General features: G+C 72.6%; 15 protein-coding genes. 6 read left to right on the top strand and 9 right to left on the bottom strand.

The window, feature by feature from the left end; translation table 11 throughout:
* Positions 1-65: 65 nt before the first annotated feature.
* Genes ABZ848_RS11995 through ABZ848_RS11975 form a run of 5 tightly spaced genes read left to right on the top strand, consistent with a single transcriptional unit; the run spans position 66 to position 4,524 of the window.
* On the top strand, positions 66-698 hold the full coding sequence (locus ABZ848_RS11995) for a TetR/AcrR family transcriptional regulator (RefSeq protein ID WP_360829323.1): 633 nt from the start codon (positions 66-68) through the stop codon (positions 696-698).
* Positions 695-1,483: a fumarylacetoacetate hydrolase family protein gene (locus ABZ848_RS11990; protein ID WP_360829320.1), complete on the top strand. Its 789-nt coding sequence runs from the start codon at positions 695-697 to the stop codon at positions 1,481-1,483. Before ABZ848_RS11995 ends, ABZ848_RS11990 begins: the two co-directional genes overlap by 4 nt.
* Before the next feature lie 37 nt (positions 1,484-1,520).
* The gene (locus ABZ848_RS11985) at positions 1,521-2,465 is read left to right on the top strand and encodes an acetaldehyde dehydrogenase (acetylating) (protein ID WP_360829317.1); all 945 of its coding nucleotides are present in this window, start codon (positions 1,521-1,523) and stop codon (positions 2,463-2,465) included.
* Entirely contained in the window at positions 2,462-3,481 is a 1,020-nt protein-coding gene (gene dmpG / locus ABZ848_RS11980; protein ID WP_360829314.1) for a 4-hydroxy-2-oxovalerate aldolase, read from the top strand. Before ABZ848_RS11985 ends, dmpG begins: the two co-directional genes overlap by 4 nt.
* The gene (locus ABZ848_RS11975) at positions 3,478-4,524 is read left to right on the top strand and encodes an amidohydrolase family protein (protein ID WP_360829311.1); all 1,047 of its coding nucleotides are present in this window, start codon (positions 3,478-3,480) and stop codon (positions 4,522-4,524) included. The genes dmpG and ABZ848_RS11975 overlap by 4 nt, the downstream gene beginning before the upstream one ends.
* 67 nt (positions 4,525-4,591) lie before the next feature.
* Here the strand turns inward: ABZ848_RS11975 and ABZ848_RS11970 are convergent, their stop codons facing one another.
* The 3 genes from ABZ848_RS11970 to ABZ848_RS11960 all read right to left on the bottom strand — a co-directional run bounded on the left by ABZ848_RS11970 (position 4,592) and on the right by ABZ848_RS11960 (position 10,622).
* Positions 4,592-7,966, bottom strand: a complete 3,375-nt coding sequence (locus tag ABZ848_RS11970) for a pyruvate carboxylase (protein WP_360829308.1) — start codon at positions 7,964-7,966, stop codon at positions 4,592-4,594.
* A 79-nt stretch (positions 7,967-8,045) separates the two neighbouring features.
* Positions 8,046-8,507, bottom strand: coding sequence for a (2Fe-2S)-binding protein (locus tag ABZ848_RS11965; RefSeq protein WP_360829305.1), 462 nt, complete (start codon positions 8,505-8,507; stop codon positions 8,046-8,048).
* A 30-nt stretch (positions 8,508-8,537) separates the two neighbouring features.
* Entirely contained in the window at positions 8,538-10,622 is a 2,085-nt protein-coding gene (locus tag ABZ848_RS11960; RefSeq protein ID WP_360829845.1) for a molybdopterin cofactor-binding domain-containing protein, read from the bottom strand.
* A gap of 295 nt (positions 10,623-10,917) precedes the next feature.
* Here ABZ848_RS11960 and ABZ848_RS11955 point away from each other — a divergent pair, with 295 nt between their 5' ends.
* On the top strand, positions 10,918-12,183 hold the full coding sequence (locus ABZ848_RS11955) for a DUF3533 domain-containing protein (protein WP_360829302.1): 1,266 nt from the start codon (positions 10,918-10,920) through the stop codon (positions 12,181-12,183).
* A gap of 9 nt (positions 12,184-12,192) precedes the next feature.
* Here the strand turns inward: ABZ848_RS11955 and ABZ848_RS11950 are convergent, their stop codons facing one another.
* The 6 genes from ABZ848_RS11950 to ABZ848_RS11925 are packed head-to-tail and all read right to left on the bottom strand — an operon-like array spanning position 12,193 to position 17,341.
* A complete protein-coding gene (locus tag ABZ848_RS11950; RefSeq protein WP_360829299.1) occupies positions 12,193-13,164 on the bottom strand; it encodes a sugar kinase in 972 nt (323 codons plus the stop codon).
* Entirely contained in the window at positions 13,161-13,793 is a 633-nt protein-coding gene (locus ABZ848_RS11945; RefSeq protein WP_360829296.1) for a bifunctional 4-hydroxy-2-oxoglutarate aldolase/2-dehydro-3-deoxy-phosphogluconate aldolase, read from the bottom strand. The genes ABZ848_RS11950 and ABZ848_RS11945 overlap by 4 nt, the downstream gene beginning before the upstream one ends.
* Before the next feature lie 28 nt (positions 13,794-13,821).
* On the bottom strand, positions 13,822-14,607 hold the full coding sequence (locus tag ABZ848_RS11940) for a hypothetical protein (RefSeq protein ID WP_360829293.1): 786 nt from the start codon (positions 14,605-14,607) through the stop codon (positions 13,822-13,824).
* Between the two features lie 37 nt (positions 14,608-14,644).
* On the bottom strand, positions 14,645-15,790 hold the full coding sequence (gene dgoD / locus ABZ848_RS11935; protein WP_360829290.1) for a galactonate dehydratase: 1,146 nt from the start codon (positions 15,788-15,790) through the stop codon (positions 14,645-14,647).
* A complete protein-coding gene (locus ABZ848_RS11930) occupies positions 15,787-16,524 on the bottom strand; it encodes a FadR/GntR family transcriptional regulator (RefSeq protein ID WP_360829287.1) in 738 nt (245 codons plus the stop codon). Before ABZ848_RS11930 ends, dgoD begins: the two co-directional genes overlap by 4 nt.
* 43 nt (positions 16,525-16,567) lie before the next feature.
* Complete coding sequence (locus tag ABZ848_RS11925; protein WP_360829284.1) at positions 16,568-17,341, bottom strand: glucose 1-dehydrogenase; 774 nt, start codon at positions 17,339-17,341, stop codon at positions 16,568-16,570.
* Positions 17,342-17,368: the final 27 nt, after the last annotated feature.

The following is a 17,368-nucleotide window of genomic DNA, read 5'->3' as shown; positions in this document are numbered from 1 at the left end:
GACCGCTACGGTAAGGTCGCTGCCGGAGACGGTCAAGTGCAGCGGACGACAGAAAGGCACAGCTCATGACCAGGCCGCAGACCTCGCGCAGGAAGCGGGCGAACGGAGTCGAGTCGCGTCAGCGGATCCTCGACGCGGCTGTGGCCATCGCCGGCGAGCGCGGTTACGAGGGCACGTCGATCGCCGCCGTCAGTGCCAAGTGCGGGCTGCCCGCCAGCTCGATCTACTGGCACTTCAAGGACAAGGACGACCTGATCGCCGCCGTCATCGAGCGCAGCTTCGAGGCCTGGCTCTCGGACGTCGCACTACCGGACGAGGACACCGGCACGCCCCTGGAGCGGGCGACGACCACGGCCGCGAATGTCGCCAAGTCGCTGGTCGACGCACCCGACTTCCTGCGCCTGGGACTGATGCTCGCCCTGGAGCGACGGCCGGTCGAACCCCGCGGACGCACCGTCTTCCTCCAGGTCCGCGAGATCTCCAGCCGGCGCATCGCCGAGGTCATCGCGGAGCTGTTCCCCGATCTGGACGAGACCGCCGTACACACCCTCACCACCTACGCCGTCGCAGGCGCCGACGGCCTCTTCGTGCACCGGGAGATCCATGGCGAGGACATCGACCTGGTGGCGATGTTCGAGTTGCACGCGCAACTGGTCCACGAGGCGGCCACCCGCATGGCCGCAAGGAGCAAGGCATGAACCTCACCGAAGAACAGCGCGCGGAGGCCGGGCGGCTGCTGCGCCGGGCCGAGTGCGACGCGGCGCCGGTCGACCCGCTGTCGGACCTGTTTCCGGGCCTCGGGCTCGCCGACGCCTACGCGATCCAGCGGGAGAACATCGCCCGGCGGCTGGCCGACGGGGCCACCGTCGTGGGCCACAAGGTCGGCCTGACCGCTGCCGCGATGCAGCAGCTGCTCGGCGTCGGCGAGCCCGACTTCGGGCATCTGCTGGACGACATGGTGCACCGCGACGGCGGCACCGTCCCCGCGGCCCGCTACTGCGCCCCGCGCATCGAGCCGGAGATCTGCTTCCGGCTGGCCCGCCCCCTGCGCGGCCCGGACGTCACGGTCGAGGACGTCCTCGCGGCGACCGAGGCGGTGGCGCCCGCGCTGGAGATCGTCGACAGCCGGATCCGGGACTGGCGGATCACGCTCGCCGACACGGTCGCCGACAACGCAAGCTCCGCGGGGCTCGTCTGCGGGCCGTGGACTCCCCTGGCCGAGGTGCCCGACCTCGCGGCGGTGCCGGTGGACCTGTTCGTCGACGGGGAGGCCGTCGCGTCCGGCACCGGCAAGGAGGTGCTGGGTCATCCGGCCGCCGCGGTCGCCTGGCTGGCCAACACCCTCGCCGGGTTCGGCACCGCGCTGGAGCCCGGGCACGTGGTGCTGCCCGGCGCCATGACCACCGCCCCCTTCGTCGGCGCCGGCCAACGGGTGGAGGCACGCTTCGGCGGCCTCGGCCCGGTGTCGGTGACGTTCGCCTGACCCGCACAACCCTGAGACCGCACACCAGGAGAACCCCATGCCTCCCTCCCCCTGGCCGGTGGCCGTCATCGGCTCCGGCAACATCGGCACCGACCTGATGATCAAGATCCTGCGCGGTTCCGGCGCGCTGGTCATGGGGGCGATGGCCGGCATCGACCCCGCCTCCGACGGCCTGGCCCGCGCCCGCCGCCTGGGCATCGCGACCACCGCCGATGGTGTCGACGGGCTCCTCGCCCTCCCCGAGTTCGCCGACATCAGGCTCGTCTTCGACGCCACCTCCGCCAACGCCCACCGCGCGAACTGGGCCAGGCTGGAGCCCACCGGCGTCCGGGTCCTCGACCTCACGCCCGCCGCGGTCGGCCCGTACTGCGTGCCCGTGGTCAATCTGGACCGGCACCTCGACGCCCCGAACCTCAACATGGTCACCTGCGGCGGCCAGGCCACCGTGCCGATCGCCGCCGCGGTCGCCCGGGTCGCCCCCGTCGCCTACGCCGAGATCGTCTCCTCGATCGCCGCCCGCTCGGCCGGCCCCGGCACCCGCGCCAACATCGACGAGTTCACCGAGACCACCTCCCGGGCCCTGCGCGAGGTGGCCGGCGCCCGGCACGGCAAGGCCGTGATGATCCTCAACCCGGCCGAGCCACCCCTGCTGATGCGGAACACCGTGTACTGCCTGGTCGAGGGCGAATGCGATCAAGTCGCCGTCGAGAACAGCGTCTTGGCGATGGCGGAACGGGTGAACTCGTACGTGCCGGGCTACCGGCTGAAGCAGCGCGTCCAGTTCGACTCGTACGAGGGTGTCCGCGTCCCCGGCCTCAGCGAGTTCACCGGCACCAGGGTGACCGTGATGCTCGAAGTCACCGGCGCCGCCGACTACTTGCCGGCCTACGCCGGGAACCTCGACATCATGACCTCTGCGGCCGTCGCCGCCGCCGAGCGCATCGCCCAGCACGCGCAGAGCACCGCGGGAGCCCTCCGATGAGCCGCCTCTACATCAGCGATGTCACCCTGCGGGACGGCATGCACGCCGTCCGCCACCAGTACTCGGTCGACCAGGCGGTCGCCATCGCCGCCGCCCTGGACGCGGCCGGAGTCGACTCGATCGAGGTCGCGCACGGCGACGGACTGGCGGGCTCCTCCTGTGTGTACGGCTTCGGCGCGCACACCGACCTGGAGTGGATCGAGGCCGTCGCCTCGACCGTCACCCGCGCCAAGGTCGCCACCCTGCTGCTGCCCGGCATCGGCACCGTGCACGACCTCAAGGACGCCCACCGCGCGGGCGCCTCCGTGGTCCGCGTGGCCACGCACTGCACGGAGGCCGACATCTCGGCCCAGCACATCGCCGCGGCCCGGGAGCTGGGGATGGACACCGTCGGCTTCCTGATGATGAGCCATATGACGGAGCCTCAACAGCTGGCCGGGCAGGCGAAGTTGATGGAGGGATATGGCGCCGGGTGCGTGTACGTCGTCGACTCCGGCGGTGCGCTGACCATGGGCGGTGTCGCCGAGCGCGTCGACGCCCTGCGCCAGACGCTGGACCCGGCCACCGAGATCGGCATCCACGCCCACCACAACCTCTCCCTGGGCGTCGCCAACTCCCTCACCGCCGTCGAGCACGGCGCCCTCCAGGTGGACGCCTCCCTCGCCGGGATGGGCGCCGGGGCGGGCAACGCGCCCCTGGAGGTGTTCGTCGCCGTCGCCGACAAGCTCGGCCTGGAGCACGGCTGCGACCTGTTCGCCCTCCAGGACGCGGCCGACGATCTGGTACGGCCGCTGCAGGACCGCCCGGTCCAGGTCGACCGCGAGACCCTCACCCTCGGCTACGCGGGCGTGTACTCCAGCTTCCTCCGGCACGCCGAGGCCGCGTCCGCGCGCTACGGCATCGACGCCCGCAGCCTGCTGGTCGAGGTCGGCCGGCGCGGGATGGTCGGCGGCCAGGAGGACATGCTCACCGACGTGGCCCTCGACCTGCTCGGCAGCCGGGAGGCCACCGCATGAGCGCCGCACCCCACCGGATCGACGTCCACCAGCACATCGTGCCCGCCTTCTACCGCGACCTGCTGGCGAAGGCGGGACTCGTCGAGGCGGGCGGCCGTCAACTGCCCGACTGGAGCCCGGAGTCGGCCCTGGAGCAGATGGACCTGCTGGGCACCGCCACCGCGATCGTGTCCGTGTCCACACCCGGCACCGGCTTCCTCGCCGACCCGGGTGAGGCGGCCGACCTGGCCCGGCAACTCAACGACTTCTCCGCCTCCCTGGCCGCCCAACACCCGCACCGCTTCGGATACTTCGCCACCCTGCCCACGCCCGACACGGCGGCCTCCGCCACCGAAGCCGCACGAGCACTGGACGAACTCGCAGCCGACGGCGTCACTTTGCTCGCCAACAACCAGGGCACCTACCTCGGCGCGGACGGCCAGGACGCCCTCTGGCGCACCCTGAACGACCGTCGTGCCGTCGTCTTCGTCCACCCCGCCGACCTCCCGGCGCCCGCGGTCGACGGCATCCCACCGTTCGCCGCCGACTTCCTCCTGGACACGACCCGGGCCGCCTATCTCCTCGTACGCAACGGTGTCGTGCGGCAGTACCCGGACATCCGGTTCGTCCTCAGTCACGCGGGCGGATTCGTCCCCTATGCCTCGCACCGGATGGCCGTCGCGATCGCGAGCGACACCGGGCGCAGCCCGCTGGACGTCCTGGAGGACCTGCGCGGCTTCTACTTCGACACCGCCCTGTCCTCCAGCCCGGCCGCCCTGCCCACGCTGCTCGCCTTCGCCCGCCCCGGGCACGTCCTGTTCGGCAGCGACTGGCCCTTCGCCCCGGCCGCCGCCGGGCAGTACTTCGCGGGCGGCCTGGAAACCGGCACCGATTCGGCCACGCGGGCCGCGATCGACCGGACCAACGCCCAGGCGTTGTTCCCGCGGCTCGGCGGTACGCCCGTACCGGCCCCGGACCGGCCGGTGACCGTCCGGCTGCGTCAGTCCGCCCAGCGGGCCGGTGCCCGGCTGGTCTTCAAGCTCGTTCAGCCCGGCACCCGTTGAGGCACGAAACGGAATGGGGGTGGCGGTCGAACCGCCACCCCCTTTCCCCATGACCTTCTACGACTGCTCAGCCGATCTCGACGAGCAGGTCGCCGCCCTCCACCTGCTGGATGCGGTTGATGGCCAGCCGACCGACGCGACCCGCCTTGGGCGCGGTGATCGCGGCCTCCATCTTCATCGCCTCGATCGTCGCCACGGTCGCCCCGGCGTCCACTTCGTCGCCCTCGGCGACCGCGAGCGTCACCACTCCGGCGAACGGCGCCGCGACATGGCCCGGGTTGGACCGGTCGGCCTTCTCCGTCGCCGGGATGTCCGAGGCGGCGGCCGTGTCACGGACCTGGATCGGCCGCAACTGGCCGTTCAGCGTGGACATCACGGTGCGCATACCGCGCTCGTCGGCCTCGCCGACCGCCTCCAGACCGATCAGCAGCCGGACACCGGGCTCCAGGTCGATGGCGTACTCCTTCCCCGGGCGCAGCCCGTAGAAGAAGTCCTTGCTGTCGAGGACGCTGGTGTCGCCGTAGGCCTGGCGGTGCGTCTCGAACTCGCGCGTCGGACCGGGGAAGAGCAGGCGGTTGAGTGTCGCCCGGGGCTCCTTCGCCAGGCCCTCGCGGTCCTCCGGGGTCAGCTCCTGCACCGGGCGGGGCTCGGCTCGGCCCTCGAGTGCCTTGCTGCGGAAGGGCTCCGGCCAGCCGCCGGGCGGGGTGCCCAGCTCGCCGCGGAGGAAGCCGATCACGGAGTCGGGGATGTCGTAGCGGTTCGGGGCCGCCTCGAAGTCGGCCGGATCCACGCCCGCGCCCACCAGGTGCAGGGCGAGGTCGCCGACCACCTTGGAGGACGGGGTGACCTTGACGAGCCGGCCCAGCATCCGGTCGGCGGCGGCGTACAGGTCCTCGATGTCCTCGAACCGGTCGCCGAGGCCGAGCGCGACGGCCTGGGTGCGCAGGTTGGAGAGCTGGCCGCCCGGGATCTCGTGGTGGTAGACGCGCCCGGTCGGGGAGGCCAGGCCCGCCTCGAAGGGGGCGTAGATCCGGCGGACGCTCTCCCAGTACGGCTCCAGGTCGCCGACCGCCTGCAGGTCGAGGCCGGTCGGCCGCTCCGAGTGGTCGGTCGCGGCGACGATCGCGGAGAGGGAGGGCTGCGAGGTCGTGCCCGCCATCGACGCCACCGCGCCGTCCACCGCGTCCGCGCCCGCCTGGATCGCGGCCAGGTAGGTCGCGAGCTGGCCGCCCGCCGTGTCGTGCGTGTGCAGGTGCACCGGCAGGTCGAACTCCCGGCGCAGCGCGGATACGAGCTTGGCGGCGGCGGGCGCCCGCAGCAGGCCCGCCATGTCCTTGACGGCCAGAACATGGGCGCCGGCCTCGACGATCTGCTCGGCGAGCCGCAGGTAGTAGTCCAGCGTGTACAGGCGCTCGTTCGGGTCGGACAGGTCCGAGGTGTAGCAGAGGGCGACCTCGGCGATCGCGGTGCCCGTCTCGCGTACCGCGTCGATGGCGGGGCGCATCTGGTTGACGTCGTTGAGGGCGTCGAAGATGCGGAAGATGTCGATGCCGGTGGCGGCGGCCTCCTGCACGAAGGCGTCGGTCACCTCGGTCGGGTACGGGGTGTAGCCGACGGTGTTGCGGCCGCGCAGCAGCATCTGGAGGCAGATGTTGGGGACGGCCTCGCGGAGGGCGGCCAGCCGCTCCCACGGGTCCTCGGCGAGGAAGCGCAGCGCGACGTCGTAGGTGGCGCCGCCCCAGCACTCCAGGGAGAGCAGCTCGGGGAGGGTGCGGGCGACGACCGGGGCGACGGCGAGGAGGTCCTTCGTCCGTACCCGGGTGGCGAGCAGCGACTGATGGGCGTCGCGGAAGGTGGTGTCGGTGATGCCGAGGGTCGGCGACTCGCGCAGCGCGCGGGCGAAGCCGTCCGGGCCGAGCTCGACGAGCCGCTGGCGCGAACCGGCCGCGGGCTCTCCGGCCGGCAGCGGGGGCAGCTTGGTGGTCGACTCGATCAGGTGCGGGCGCTCGCCGTGCGGCTTGTTGACCGTCACGTCGGCGAGGTAGGTGAGCAGCTTGGTGCCCCGGTCAGCCGAGGAGCGGGCCGTCAGCAGGTGCGGGCGCTCTTCGATGAACGACGTGGTCACGCGGCCGGCCTGGAAGTCCGGGTCGTCCAACACCGCTTGCAGGAACGGGATGTTGGTGGCCACACCGCGGATCCGGAACTCGGCCACGGCACGCCGGGCCCGGCCGATCGCGGCCTTGAAGTCCCGGCCCCGGCAGGTGAGTTTCACCAGCATGGAGTCGAAGTGGGCGCTGATCTCCGTACCGGCGTGGGTCGTTCCGCCGTCGAGGCGGATGCCGGAGCCGCCGGGCGAGCGGTAGGCGCTGATGCGGCCGGTGTCCGGGCGGAAGCCGTTGGCGGGGTCCTCGGTGGTGATACGGCACTGGAGGGCCGCGCCGTGCAGCTTCACCGTCTCCTGCGAGAGCCCGAGGTCCGCGAGGGTCTCGCCGGAGGCGATGCGCAGCTGGGCCTGGACCAGGTCGACGTCGGTGACCTCCTCGGTGACCGTGTGCTCGACCTGGATGCGCGGGTTCATCTCGATGAAGACGTGGTTGCCGTCGCGGTCGAGAAGAAACTCGACGGTGCCCGCGTTGCGGTAGCCGATCTCGCGGGCGAAGCGGACGGCGTCGGCGCAGATGCGGTCCCGCAGCTCCGGGTCGAGGTTGGGCGCGGGGGCCAGCTCGATGACCTTCTGGTGGCGGCGCTGGAGGGAACAGTCGCGCTCGAAGAGGTGGATGACGTTGCCCTCGCCGTCGGCGAGGATCTGCACCTCGATGTGGCGGGGGTCGACGACGGCCTTCTCCAGGAAGACGGTCGGATCGCCGAACGCGGAGGCGGCCTCGCGGGACGCGGCCTCGATGGACTCCCGGAGCTGGGCCGGGTCCTCGACGCGGCGCATACCGCGCCCGCCGCCGCCCGCGACCGCCTTCACGAACACCGGGAAGCCGATCTCCTCGGCGGCGGCGACTAGTTCGTCGACGTCGTTCGAGGGCGCGGAGGAACCCAGGACCGGTACGCCGGCCGCGCGGGCGGCGGCCACGGCGCGGGCCTTGTTGCCGGTCAGCTCCAGGGTGTGGGCGCTGGGCCCGACGAAGGTGATGCCGGCTTCCTCGCAGGCCTTGGCCAGCTCGGGATTCTCCGACAGGAAGCCGTAGCCCGGGTAGACGGCGTCGGCGCCGGCCTTGCGGGCGGCGCGGACGATCTCCTCGACGGACAGGTACGCCCGCACCGGATGCCCGGGCTGGCCGATTTCGTACGCCTCGTCGGCTTTGAGCCGGTGCAGCGAGTTGCGGTCCTCGTGCGGGAAGACGGCGACCGTCCTCGCGCCCAGCTCGTAGCCGGCGCGAAATGCCCTGATCGCGATCTCACCACGGTTGGCGACCAGCACCTTGCGGAACATCGCCGCTCCCTTCAGCCTGCCGACGGACGTCCACCATGGTGTCGGTGGCGTGCCGGTCTGGCCATGTGAGCCGGGCCACTCAAGGGGTGATTTCCTTGGCCGCTCTGTTGATCGCCTCCCTGATCCGGGCGTACGTGCCGCAGCGGCAGACGTTCTCGATGCCGTCGATGTCGTCGTCGGAGGGGTGCGGGGTCTTCTTGAGCAGGGCCGCGGCGGCCATGATCTGCCCCGGCTGGCAGAAGCCGCACTGGGAGACGTCGCAGTCGATCCAGGCCTGCTGGACGGGGTGCAGGGTGTCGCCGTCGGCGAGCCCCTCGATGGTGGTGACCTTGCGGTCGACGCAGTCCTTGACCTTCACGACGCAGGGCTGGATCTCCTCCCCGTCGAGATGGCTCGTGCAGGCACGGCAGACGCCGACCCCGCAGCCGTACTTGGGGCCGGTGACGTGCAGCAGGTCGCGCAGCACCCACAGCAGCGGCATGTCGGCGGGCGCCTCGACGGTGACCTGCTCGCCGTTGAGGGTGAAGGAGTAGGAGGGCATCGGGTCCTTCTCGCAGGATCGGGAGGTCGGTCAGAAGTTCAGCGGGAAGCGGCGCGGCTTGAGGCCGGTGGCGCGGGCGTAGGCGTTGGCGACGGCTCCGGACGCGGCGGGGACGCCGAGTTCGCCGGCCCCGCCGGGGTCGCCCTTGGACGGCATGATGTGCGCCTCGAAGTACAGCGGGGCGTTGCGCTGCCGGGCCCACTGGAAGTCCTTGTAGCTGCCCTCGCGCACGGCGCCCCGGTCGATGTGCAGCCCGGCCGTCAGCACCGTGGAGATCCCGTCGGTCGCCGCGCCCATCAGCTGGGCCTCCAGACCGCGCGGGTTGACGACCGTGCCGACGTCGGCCGCCATCACCACCTTGGTCACCCGCGGCTTCTTCGGATCGGTGCCGTCGATCTCGACCAGACAGGCCACGCAGGACCCGTACTCCTCGTGCACGGCGACACCCTGCCCGTGCCGCGCGGGCAGCGGCGCACCCCAGCTACCGGCGGCGGCGACCTTGTCGAGCACGGCCCTGACCGCCTTGCTCCGCAGTGTCGTACGGCGGAAGGCGACCGGATCGACGCCCAGGGCCCCCGCGATCTCGTCGACCATGATCTCCTCGGCGGTCCGCACGGTCCCGGAGTCCACCGACCGCCAGGCGCCGAGCGGCACCGCGAGGTCGACGCCGCCCGAATCGCCGGAGAGCCGCCCGAAGTTGTAGAGACCGGAGTCGCTCGGCAGCGGCGCGGAGGTCGCGCGGGCCGGTCGTACATAGACCGCCTGGTTCGCGGCGCCCTGCTTCCCGTACGACTCGTTCACCGAGGCCATCGAATGGGTGAAGGCGACCACGCGGCCGTCCGCGTGGCTGGCGCGGACGCGGTGGTGGCTGGCGGGGCGCATCCTGCCGTGCCGCATGTCGTCGTTGCGGCTCCACATCAGCTTGACCGGCTGTTTCGCCGCCTTGGAGATGAGCGCCGCCTCGATCGCGGCGTCGAAGTTGAGCCGCCGTCCGAACGAGCCGCCGCCGCGCATCACATGGACCTTGACCTTGGAGGCTCTCAGCCCGATCGCCGAGGCGATGCTGTCCCGGGCGTCCATCGGGGTCTGCGAGGAGAACCAGAGCTCGGCCCGGTCGGCGCGTACGTCCGCGACCGCGGTGAGGACCTCCATCGGGGCATGGCTGACGAAGGCGAACTCGAACTCGCCCTCCACCTGCTTCGATCCGTGCGGAGCGGCACCCGGGCGGGGGACCGCGGCCCGCAGCCGGGAGCGGATGGCGGCGTCGGAGAGCGCGGCCAGCGGCCCCGGCGCCCACTTGATCTTCAGCGCGTCCCGGGCCTGGAAGGCGTGGTGAAAGGTGTCGGCAACGACGGCGACCCCGCCGGGCACCTTCACTACGGCACGCACCCCGTCCATCGCGCGCGCCGCCCGGTCGTCGACCGAGACGAGCTTCCCGCCCAGCGTCGGCGGCCTTGCCACGACGGTCGGCTTGGCGCCGGCCACGTTGAGATCCCCGGCGTACTGCGCCTTTCCGGTGACGATGTCCCGGGCGTCGATCCGGCCCGTCGGCCTGCCGATCACCTTGTGCTTGGCGGCCGGTTTCGGCTTGGCGGACACGGACGTACGGCGGATCCCGGCGGCGCTCTTGGTGAGCGAGCCGTAGGTGGCCGTGCGGCCGTCGGGCGCGGTCACCATCGTCCTGCCGGTGCGCAGACTCCACGCGGGCACGCGCCAGCGCCGGGCGGCCGCGGTCACCAGCCGGGCCCGGGCGGTGGCGGCGAGCTGCCGGGCCGGGCCGTACAGGGAGCTGACCGAGTTGGAGCCGCCGGTGGACTGGTTGCCCTTGGTGCGGGCGTCCGCGAGCGGGATGTCGACGTCGGCGAGGTCGGCGTCCAGCTCCTCGGCGATCATCATGGCGACGGCGGTCGTGATGCCCTGGCCCAGCTCGACGCGCGGCAGCCGGACGACGATCCGGTTGGCCTCGGTGACCTCCAGGACGAGCATCTCGTCGTCGGCGCCGGTCACCAGCACGTCGGCGGCGGCACGGGCGGGTTCGGTGCCCTCGGCCGTGTCGCTGTCGCAGCCGAGCGGCGCGGCGACCGTGAGGGTGGCGGCGGCCAGGGAGTAGACCATGAAACGGCGCCGCGACACACCGGATGCCGACGCTCCGGTTTCCGCGGCGCCGGTGGTGCCGATCCCGACTGACTCGTTGCCGTCCAACAAACACTCCTCGGGTGGGTCGCCCAGTGCGTCAACCGATATGAGTGCCTGCGCGTCCTGTGGGTTCCCTGAGGACTGGCGGAACCCCGACCGGTTCAGGCCGGTCCCGGACGGGTTGCACTCATCTGCCCCTTGTCGTCCGTAGGCTCTGGGTGCGCAGTGGAGCCGTGCGGTAGAACTCCCGTCCCTCCCCAACCTACGGAGAACCATGGCCGACGCCAGCCCCGAGGCCCGTGCCGTCACCCTGCTGGGCCGCCCCAAGCTGTGGCTTGTGCCCACCGTCCTGACCGGACTCCTCGCCCTGTTGCTGGCCCTCCTCTATATGGGCGGCATCGTCAACCCGCAGGGCGCCCTGCACCATCTGCCCATCGCCCTGGTCAACTCCGACACCGGCAAGCCGCCCGCGGGCCAGCAGCAGAACGCGGGCACGCAGATCGCCGCGGCCATCACCTCGGACAAGTCGAACGACAAGGCCAAGTGGCGCACCCTCACCCGCGCCGAGGCCCAGGACCAGCTCGACTCCGGCAAGGTCTACGGGGCCCTGGTCATCCCGCCCGACTTCACCGCGTCTCTCACCGCGCTCACCACGGCCGACGCCACCGCCCGCCCGACGATGACCGTGCTCACCAACCCCGGCAAGGGCAGCCTGGGCTCCTCGCTCGCCAGTCAGATCACCACGGCGGCGGCCCACCAGGCCTCGCAGAGCATCGGCAAACAGCTCAGCGCGGCCGCGGGCGGCCAGGCGAACTCCACCACCAAGCTGCTGCTCGCCGACCCGGTGAACGTCGTCACCCAGGTGGGCCACCCGCTCGGCAGCCACAGCGGCCTCGGCCTGAGCGCCTTCTACTACACGCTGCTGCTCGTGCTGGCCGGCTTCATGGGCGGGAACGTCATCAGCAACGGCGTCGACACCGCCCTCGGTTACGCCGACAACGAGATCGGCCCCTGGCACACCCGCCGCCCCACCGTGCCGATCACCCGCACCCAGACCCTGCTGCTGAAGATGGCCATGACCGCGGGCATCACGCTCGTCAGCGTCTCCCTGATCATGCTGGCCACCATCACCCTCCTGGGCATGGACGCCACCCACATCCCGCTGCTGTGGGTCTACTCCTACTGCGCGGCCCTCGCGGTCGGCCTGGGCGTGCAGGCCATCAACGCCGCCTTCGGCGGGGTCGGCCAGCTCGTCTCCATGTTCGTGTTCATCGTCCTGGGCCTGCCGTCCTCCGGCGCCACGGTCCCCCTCCAGGCCGTCCCCGCCTTCTACCGCTTCCTCTCCCACTTCGAGCCCATGCGCCAGCTCAGCGACGGTGTACGCGCCATCCTCTACTTCGACGCACGCGGCGACGCGGGCCTGTACCGCTCCTGGCTGATGATCGCGATCGGCGCGGCCCTGGCCCTCCTCTTCGGCTTCGCGATGACGCGCTACTACGACCGCAAGGGCCACCAACGCCTGACCCCGCAGCCGGCCTGAGCATCACGCTCAGTCCTCCGGCCCGAGCAGCCGCTCGATCTCGGCGGGCTCCGGCAGCGGGCCGTGGTCCCCCGTCACCCGGAGCGCCGAGGCGGCGGTGACATGCCCGAGCCGCAGGGCGCGCGGCATGCTCTCGCCGCGCAGCAGCCCGGCCAGGAACCCCGCGGCGAAGGCGTCCCCCGCCCCGACCGGCTCCACGACCTCGACGGGCAGGGCGGGCACCGTGCAGACACTCCCGCCGACGAAGGCATGCGCGGCCCGCCCGCCGTCCTTGACGACCAGCACCCGCGGCCCCGCCAACAGCCGCCGCACATCGGCGGGTTGAAGGTCGCCGCCCCACAGCCCCTGCGCCTCGTCGAGCCCGACGAAGACGAGGTCGGCCCGGTCGGCCAGGTCGCGCAGCACAGTGGCGGCCATGCCGTCCGGCCACAGCGCGGGACGGTGGTTGACGTCGAAGGCGATGGCGTACGGCCGCTCGTCCGCCGGCGTGGCGAGCGCCCGCTCCACCAGCTGGCGGCAGGTCGGGGAGAGCGCCGGGGTGATCCCGCTGAGGTGCACCAGCGCGGCCGACCGCACCCGCTTGTCGTCCAGCAGATCGGGTTCCAGCGCCGAGGCGGCGGAACCGGAGCGGTAGTAGTGCACCCGGGTGCGCTCGCGCCCCGGGTCCTTCACGAGCAGCCCGGTGGGCCGCACGGGATCGGTCCGTACGCCGCCGACGTCGACGCCGGCCGCAGACACCGCAGTGAGCACACGTCGTCCGAGGGCGTCGTCGCCGAGGGCCGAGAGCCAGGAGACGGGGTGGCCGAGGTCGGCGAGGTACATGGCCACGTTCGACTCGGCGCCGGCCACGGAGAGACGCAGGTCGGTGGCGGTTTCGAGGGGGTCGGGCGGGGTGGGTGCCAGGGCGGCCATGGTCTCGCCGATGCAGACGACGGGGCCGTCGGCGGGACGCCAAAGATCGGCGACCTGTGTGGGGGTCACGGCGTGAACTCCCGTGCCACCGCCAGGAAGGCCCGCGCACGCTCCCGGAGCGCGGCGATGTCCCCGCCGTCCGCCGCGTCACCGATGAGCGGCGACCCGACACCGACGGCGGTGGCACCGGCGGCCAGATAGGCGAGGGCCGCCGCCTCGTCCACGCCCCCCACCGGCACGAACAGCTCACGCGGAAAGGGACCACGCAGCGCCTTGAGATAGCCAGGCCCTCCCGCCTGCGCCGCCGGAAAGATCTTCAACGCGTCGGCGCCCAGTGACCGCGCGGCGACGATCTCCGTCGGCGTCATCACCCCGGCCAGCACCGGCATCCCCAACTCCCGTGCCGCACCCACCCCTTCGCCCAGCGCGGGCGTCACCGCGAAGTCCGCCCCGGCCCGGTGCGCGGCTCGCGCGTCCTCCACGGTGAGGACCGTGCCCGCACCGAGGGGCCGGTCGGGGCCGAGGGCCTGCCGGGCGCGCTCGATGACGGTGAGCGCGTCCCTGCCGGTGAGCGAGATCTCGATCAGCTCGACGCCCTCCGCGGCCAGGGTCAGTACGGTGCTCAGCGCGGCTTCGGGGTCGTCGCCGCGGACGATGGCGACGAGGCGGTGGGCGGTCAGGGCCGCTCGCAGATCCATGAGAACAGGTGCTCCACTTCCGGGTGTTTCAGGGGCAGTTGCAGTCCGGCGCGAGGGTGAGCCGCCAGCGCAGCTCGCCGGACTGCGGTACGCGGGCCGCGTCGCCGGGGCCCGCCTCGGCGAGGCCGAAGACGCGGCCGAGCATCGGCTCGACGCCCGTACTGCGGTAGGGATCAGTGGCCGGGAAGCCGCCGAGGTTGCGCCACAGCGCGATCGACAGCGGCTGTCCGTCGGCTTCCAGGGCGAACGCCAGCCGGTCGGCGCCGTCGTGCACGCAGCAGCGGTCCGTGTCGACGACGGCTCCGACCGCGGTGCCGTCGTCCGGTCCGAAGCGGTCGAGGCGTGATCCGCGGGGTGCGGGCCAACTTCCCTCCACCCACGGGCCGTTGTCCGGGTACAGGCGGGTGCTCGCCCCCTCGGGCAGCTGAACCGTCGCCGACGCCGAGAGGTCGAGCAGCGCATGTGCGGCCCACACGAAGCGGAAACCGGGGTCGGCCGTCAGGACGTAGTCGACCTCACCGCCGTACCGAATGATCCGGCTGAGCGAGAAGCGCTCGCACTGGACGCTCTCGGTCCCGTCGTCCTCCCGCATCCAGGGGCGGGACCACGCGTCCCCGTGGTCGGGCGTGCCCCGGACCGTCGGGACGCACTCCTCCAGTCCGCCCGCGTCGACGAAGGCGTCCCCCGGCGACACGCTCTCCCGGCCGGTCCCGTCCCGCCGCCACAGCCACTCGCGCCCACCTGCCCGCAGCGAGGTCCAACGCCCGCCGTGGGCAAGGTCGGTGACGATCTCCAGCGGATCCGACGTCACCACCTCACCTCCAGCGACCCCGCCCTTGCCCGTCCCACGGTCACCACTCCGCGAAAGACCCGTCGGTGTGTCGCCACACCGGATTGCGCCACGCGTGCCCGGTGCGGTCCGCCGCCCGTACGGCCGTCTCGTCGACCTCGACGCCGAGGCCGGGTGTCTCGCCGCGGGGCGCGTGGCCGTCCACGAAGCGGAAGGGTTCGGGGTCGACGACGTAGGAGAGCAGGTCGGCGTCCTTGTTGTAGTGGATGCCCCGACTCTGTTCCTGGATGAGGAAGTTGGGCGTGGCGAAGGCGATCTGGAGGCTGGCGGCGAGGGCGATCGGGCCGAGCGGGCAGTGCGGGGCGAGCTGGGCGCCGTAGGTCTCGGCGAGGGAGGCGATGCGGTGGACCTCGGAGATGCCGCCGGCGTGGGAGAGGTCGGGCTGGGCGACGGCGATGCCCGCGGCGAGGACGGGGAGGAACTCGGCGCGGGAGTAGAGGCGTTCGCCGGTGGCGAGGGGGACGGCGGTCGAGGTGACCAGGCCCGGCAGCAGATGGCCCTGTTCGGGGACGACGGGTTCCTCCACGAACAGCGGGTGCAGCGGGGCGAGTTCGGCGAGGACCCGGCGGGCGGCCGCCGCGGTGAAGCGGCCGTGGAAGTCGACGGCGACGTCGCGGTCCGGGCCGAGGGTCTCACGGGCCGCGGCGACGCGGGCGACGACGGCCGCGGTCTCGGCGGCGGTGGCGACCGGCGAGGTGGCGCCGGCGGCGTTCATCTTCACGGCGGTGAAGCCGGCCTCCACCTGCTCGGCGATCTGCTCGCCGAGCTGGGCGGGTTCGTCGCCGCCGACCCAGGCGTAGACGCGGACGCGGTCGCGCACGGGGCCGCCGAGCAGGGCGTGCACGGGGGCGCCGTACGTCTTGCCCGCGATGTCCCACAGGGCCTGGTCGAGGCCCGCGACGGCGCTGGAGAGGACCGGGCCGCCGCGGTAGAAGCCGCCCTTGGTGAGGACCTGCCAGTGGTCCTGGATGCGCAGCGGGTCCTGGCCGACGAGGTACTCGGCGAGGACGTCGACGGCGGCCCGGACGACCTCGGCGCGGCCCTCGACGACGGGTTCGCCCCAGCCGACCACGCCGTCGTCGGTCTCGACACGGCAGAACAGCCAGCGCGGCGGGACCAGGAAGGTTTCGATACGGGTGATCTTCACTGGGCGCGGGCGCCTTCCGTGTCGTCGGTGGTGCCGATCCGGTCCAGATCGCGGCCGGCCTGGTCGAGCAGGGCCCGCATGGCGGCCTCGGCGGCGAGCGGGTCCCGGTCGCGTACGGCGTCCAGGACGGCGCGGTGGGCCGGGACCGGGTCCTCGCTGTGCGGGGAGGAGTGGACGATGCGGTCGCGGTGGGCGAGACCGGACTCGATCACCATCTCCATGCGTTCGAGGAGTTCGTTGTGGGTGGCGGCGAGCAGGGCGCGGTGGAAGGCGAGGTCGGCCTCCACGGCGTGGGCGGCGCCCGCGTCCTCCTCCGCCATGGCCACCAGGGCGCCTTCGAGGGCGATGAGGTCGTCGTCGGTGCGGCGCTCGGCGGCGAGGCGGACGGCGGCCGGTTCGATGATCGCGCGCACCTCGGCGAGGTTGTGCAGCAGCGCCCGGTCGGCGTCCGTCGTACGGCCGCCCTCGAACTGCCAGCGCAGCACATCGGCGTCGAGCAGGTTCCAGTCGGCGCGGGCCCGCACGAACGTGCCGCGCTTCTGCCGGGCGTCGACCATCCCCTTGGCGGCGAGCACCTTCAGGGACTCGCGCAGGGCGGTCAGGCTCACGTCCAGTTCGCTCTGGAGCGCGACCAGGTCGAGGGTCGCCCCTTCCGGGATGTCACCGCCCAGGATGCGGCGCGCGAGGGCCTCCACGGTCTGACCGTGCACGCCGCGGCGGGCGTAGGGGCTCATGTCGTACAGCCTTTCTGCTTCGTGTGCTGCGGGGCGGGGGCGGTCATGCGGAGGCCTTGAGGACGCTCCAGCCGCCGTCCACGACCAGGCTCGTGCCGGTGATGTAGGAGGCCTCGTCGGCGGCGAGGAAGGCGATGGCCGCGGCCACTTCCTCGGGGGTGCCGAGGCGCCGGGCGGCGGTCTCGGCGGCACTGCGCTCCCGGTCCTCGGCCGGCACCCGGTCCCAGGCGGCGGTCAGGATCGGCCCCGGCACGACGGCGTTGACCCGCACCTCGGGCCCGTACTCCACTGCGAGCTGTCCGCACAGTGACAGCAGGGCGCCCTTGGCGGCGGCGTAGGCGGGGTGCCCGGGGATGCCGACGCGGGCGTGCACGGACGAGGTCAGCACGACCGCGCCCCGCCGCTCGCGCAGATCGGGCAGGACCGCCCGGAAGCCGAGGAAGCCGCCGGTGAGGTTGACGTCGAGCTGCCGCTGCCAGGACGGGAGCGACAGCTCGTGCGCGGGCGTGACGTCGACGGTGAAGGCGTTGCTGACCAGGACGTCCACCGGGCCGTAGGCGTGCGCGGCGGCGAGCACGAGCTCCCAGTCCCGCTCGGAGGCGACGTCGGCGGTGACGAACCGGGCCCGTCCGCCGTCCTTGCCGATGCGCTCCGCCACGGCCGCGCCGCGTTCCTCGGCGACATCGGCGAGCACGACGGCCGCGCCCTCTTCGGCGAGGCGTACGGCCGTGGCGGCTCCGATGCCGGAGGCCGCTCCGGTGACCACGGCGGTGCGGCCGGCGAAACGGTCGCCGTGCCGTCGTACGCGCTGTTGCATCGTGGGCTTCGACTCCTTGACGAGAAA

Origin of the sequence: Streptomyces sp. NPDC047081 (assembly GCF_040643775.1) — a bacterium.
In the GTDB taxonomy this organism is placed as follows: Bacteria; Actinomycetota; Actinomycetes; order Streptomycetales; family Streptomycetaceae; genus Streptomyces.
Note: the sequence above shows the minus strand (reverse complement) of the source record. Positions and strands in the feature narration are given on the sequence as shown.

Coding starts and splice junctions, on each gene's coding strand:
- ABZ848_RS11995 (WP_360829323.1), top strand. CDS start 66: ATGACCAGGCCGCAGACCTCGCGCAGGAAGCGGGCGAACGGAGTCGAG.
- ABZ848_RS11990 (WP_360829320.1), top strand. CDS start 695: ATGAACCTCACCGAAGAACAGCGCGCGGAGGCCGGGCGGCTGCTGCGC.
- ABZ848_RS11985 (WP_360829317.1), top strand. CDS start 1,521: ATGCCTCCCTCCCCCTGGCCGGTGGCCGTCATCGGCTCCGGCAACATC.
- dmpG (WP_360829314.1), top strand. CDS start 2,462: ATGAGCCGCCTCTACATCAGCGATGTCACCCTGCGGGACGGCATGCAC.
- ABZ848_RS11975 (WP_360829311.1), top strand. CDS start 3,478: ATGAGCGCCGCACCCCACCGGATCGACGTCCACCAGCACATCGTGCCC.
- ABZ848_RS11970 (WP_360829308.1), bottom strand. CDS start 7,966: ATGTTCCGCAAGGTGCTGGTCGCCAACCGTGGTGAGATCGCGATCAGG.
- ABZ848_RS11965 (WP_360829305.1), bottom strand. CDS start 8,507: ATGCCCTCCTACTCCTTCACCCTCAACGGCGAGCAGGTCACCGTCGAG.
- ABZ848_RS11960 (WP_360829845.1), bottom strand. CDS start 10,622: ATGGTCTACTCCCTGGCCGCCGCCACCCTCACGGTCGCCGCGCCGCTC.
- ABZ848_RS11955 (WP_360829302.1), top strand. CDS start 10,918: ATGGCCGACGCCAGCCCCGAGGCCCGTGCCGTCACCCTGCTGGGCCGC.
- ABZ848_RS11945 (WP_360829296.1), bottom strand. CDS start 13,793: ATGGATCTGCGAGCGGCCCTGACCGCCCACCGCCTCGTCGCCATCGTC.
- ABZ848_RS11930 (WP_360829287.1), bottom strand. CDS start 16,524: ATGAGCCCCTACGCCCGCCGCGGCGTGCACGGTCAGACCGTGGAGGCC.
- ABZ848_RS11925 (WP_360829284.1), bottom strand. CDS start 17,341: ATGCAACAGCGCGTACGACGGCACGGCGACCGTTTCGCCGGCCGCACC.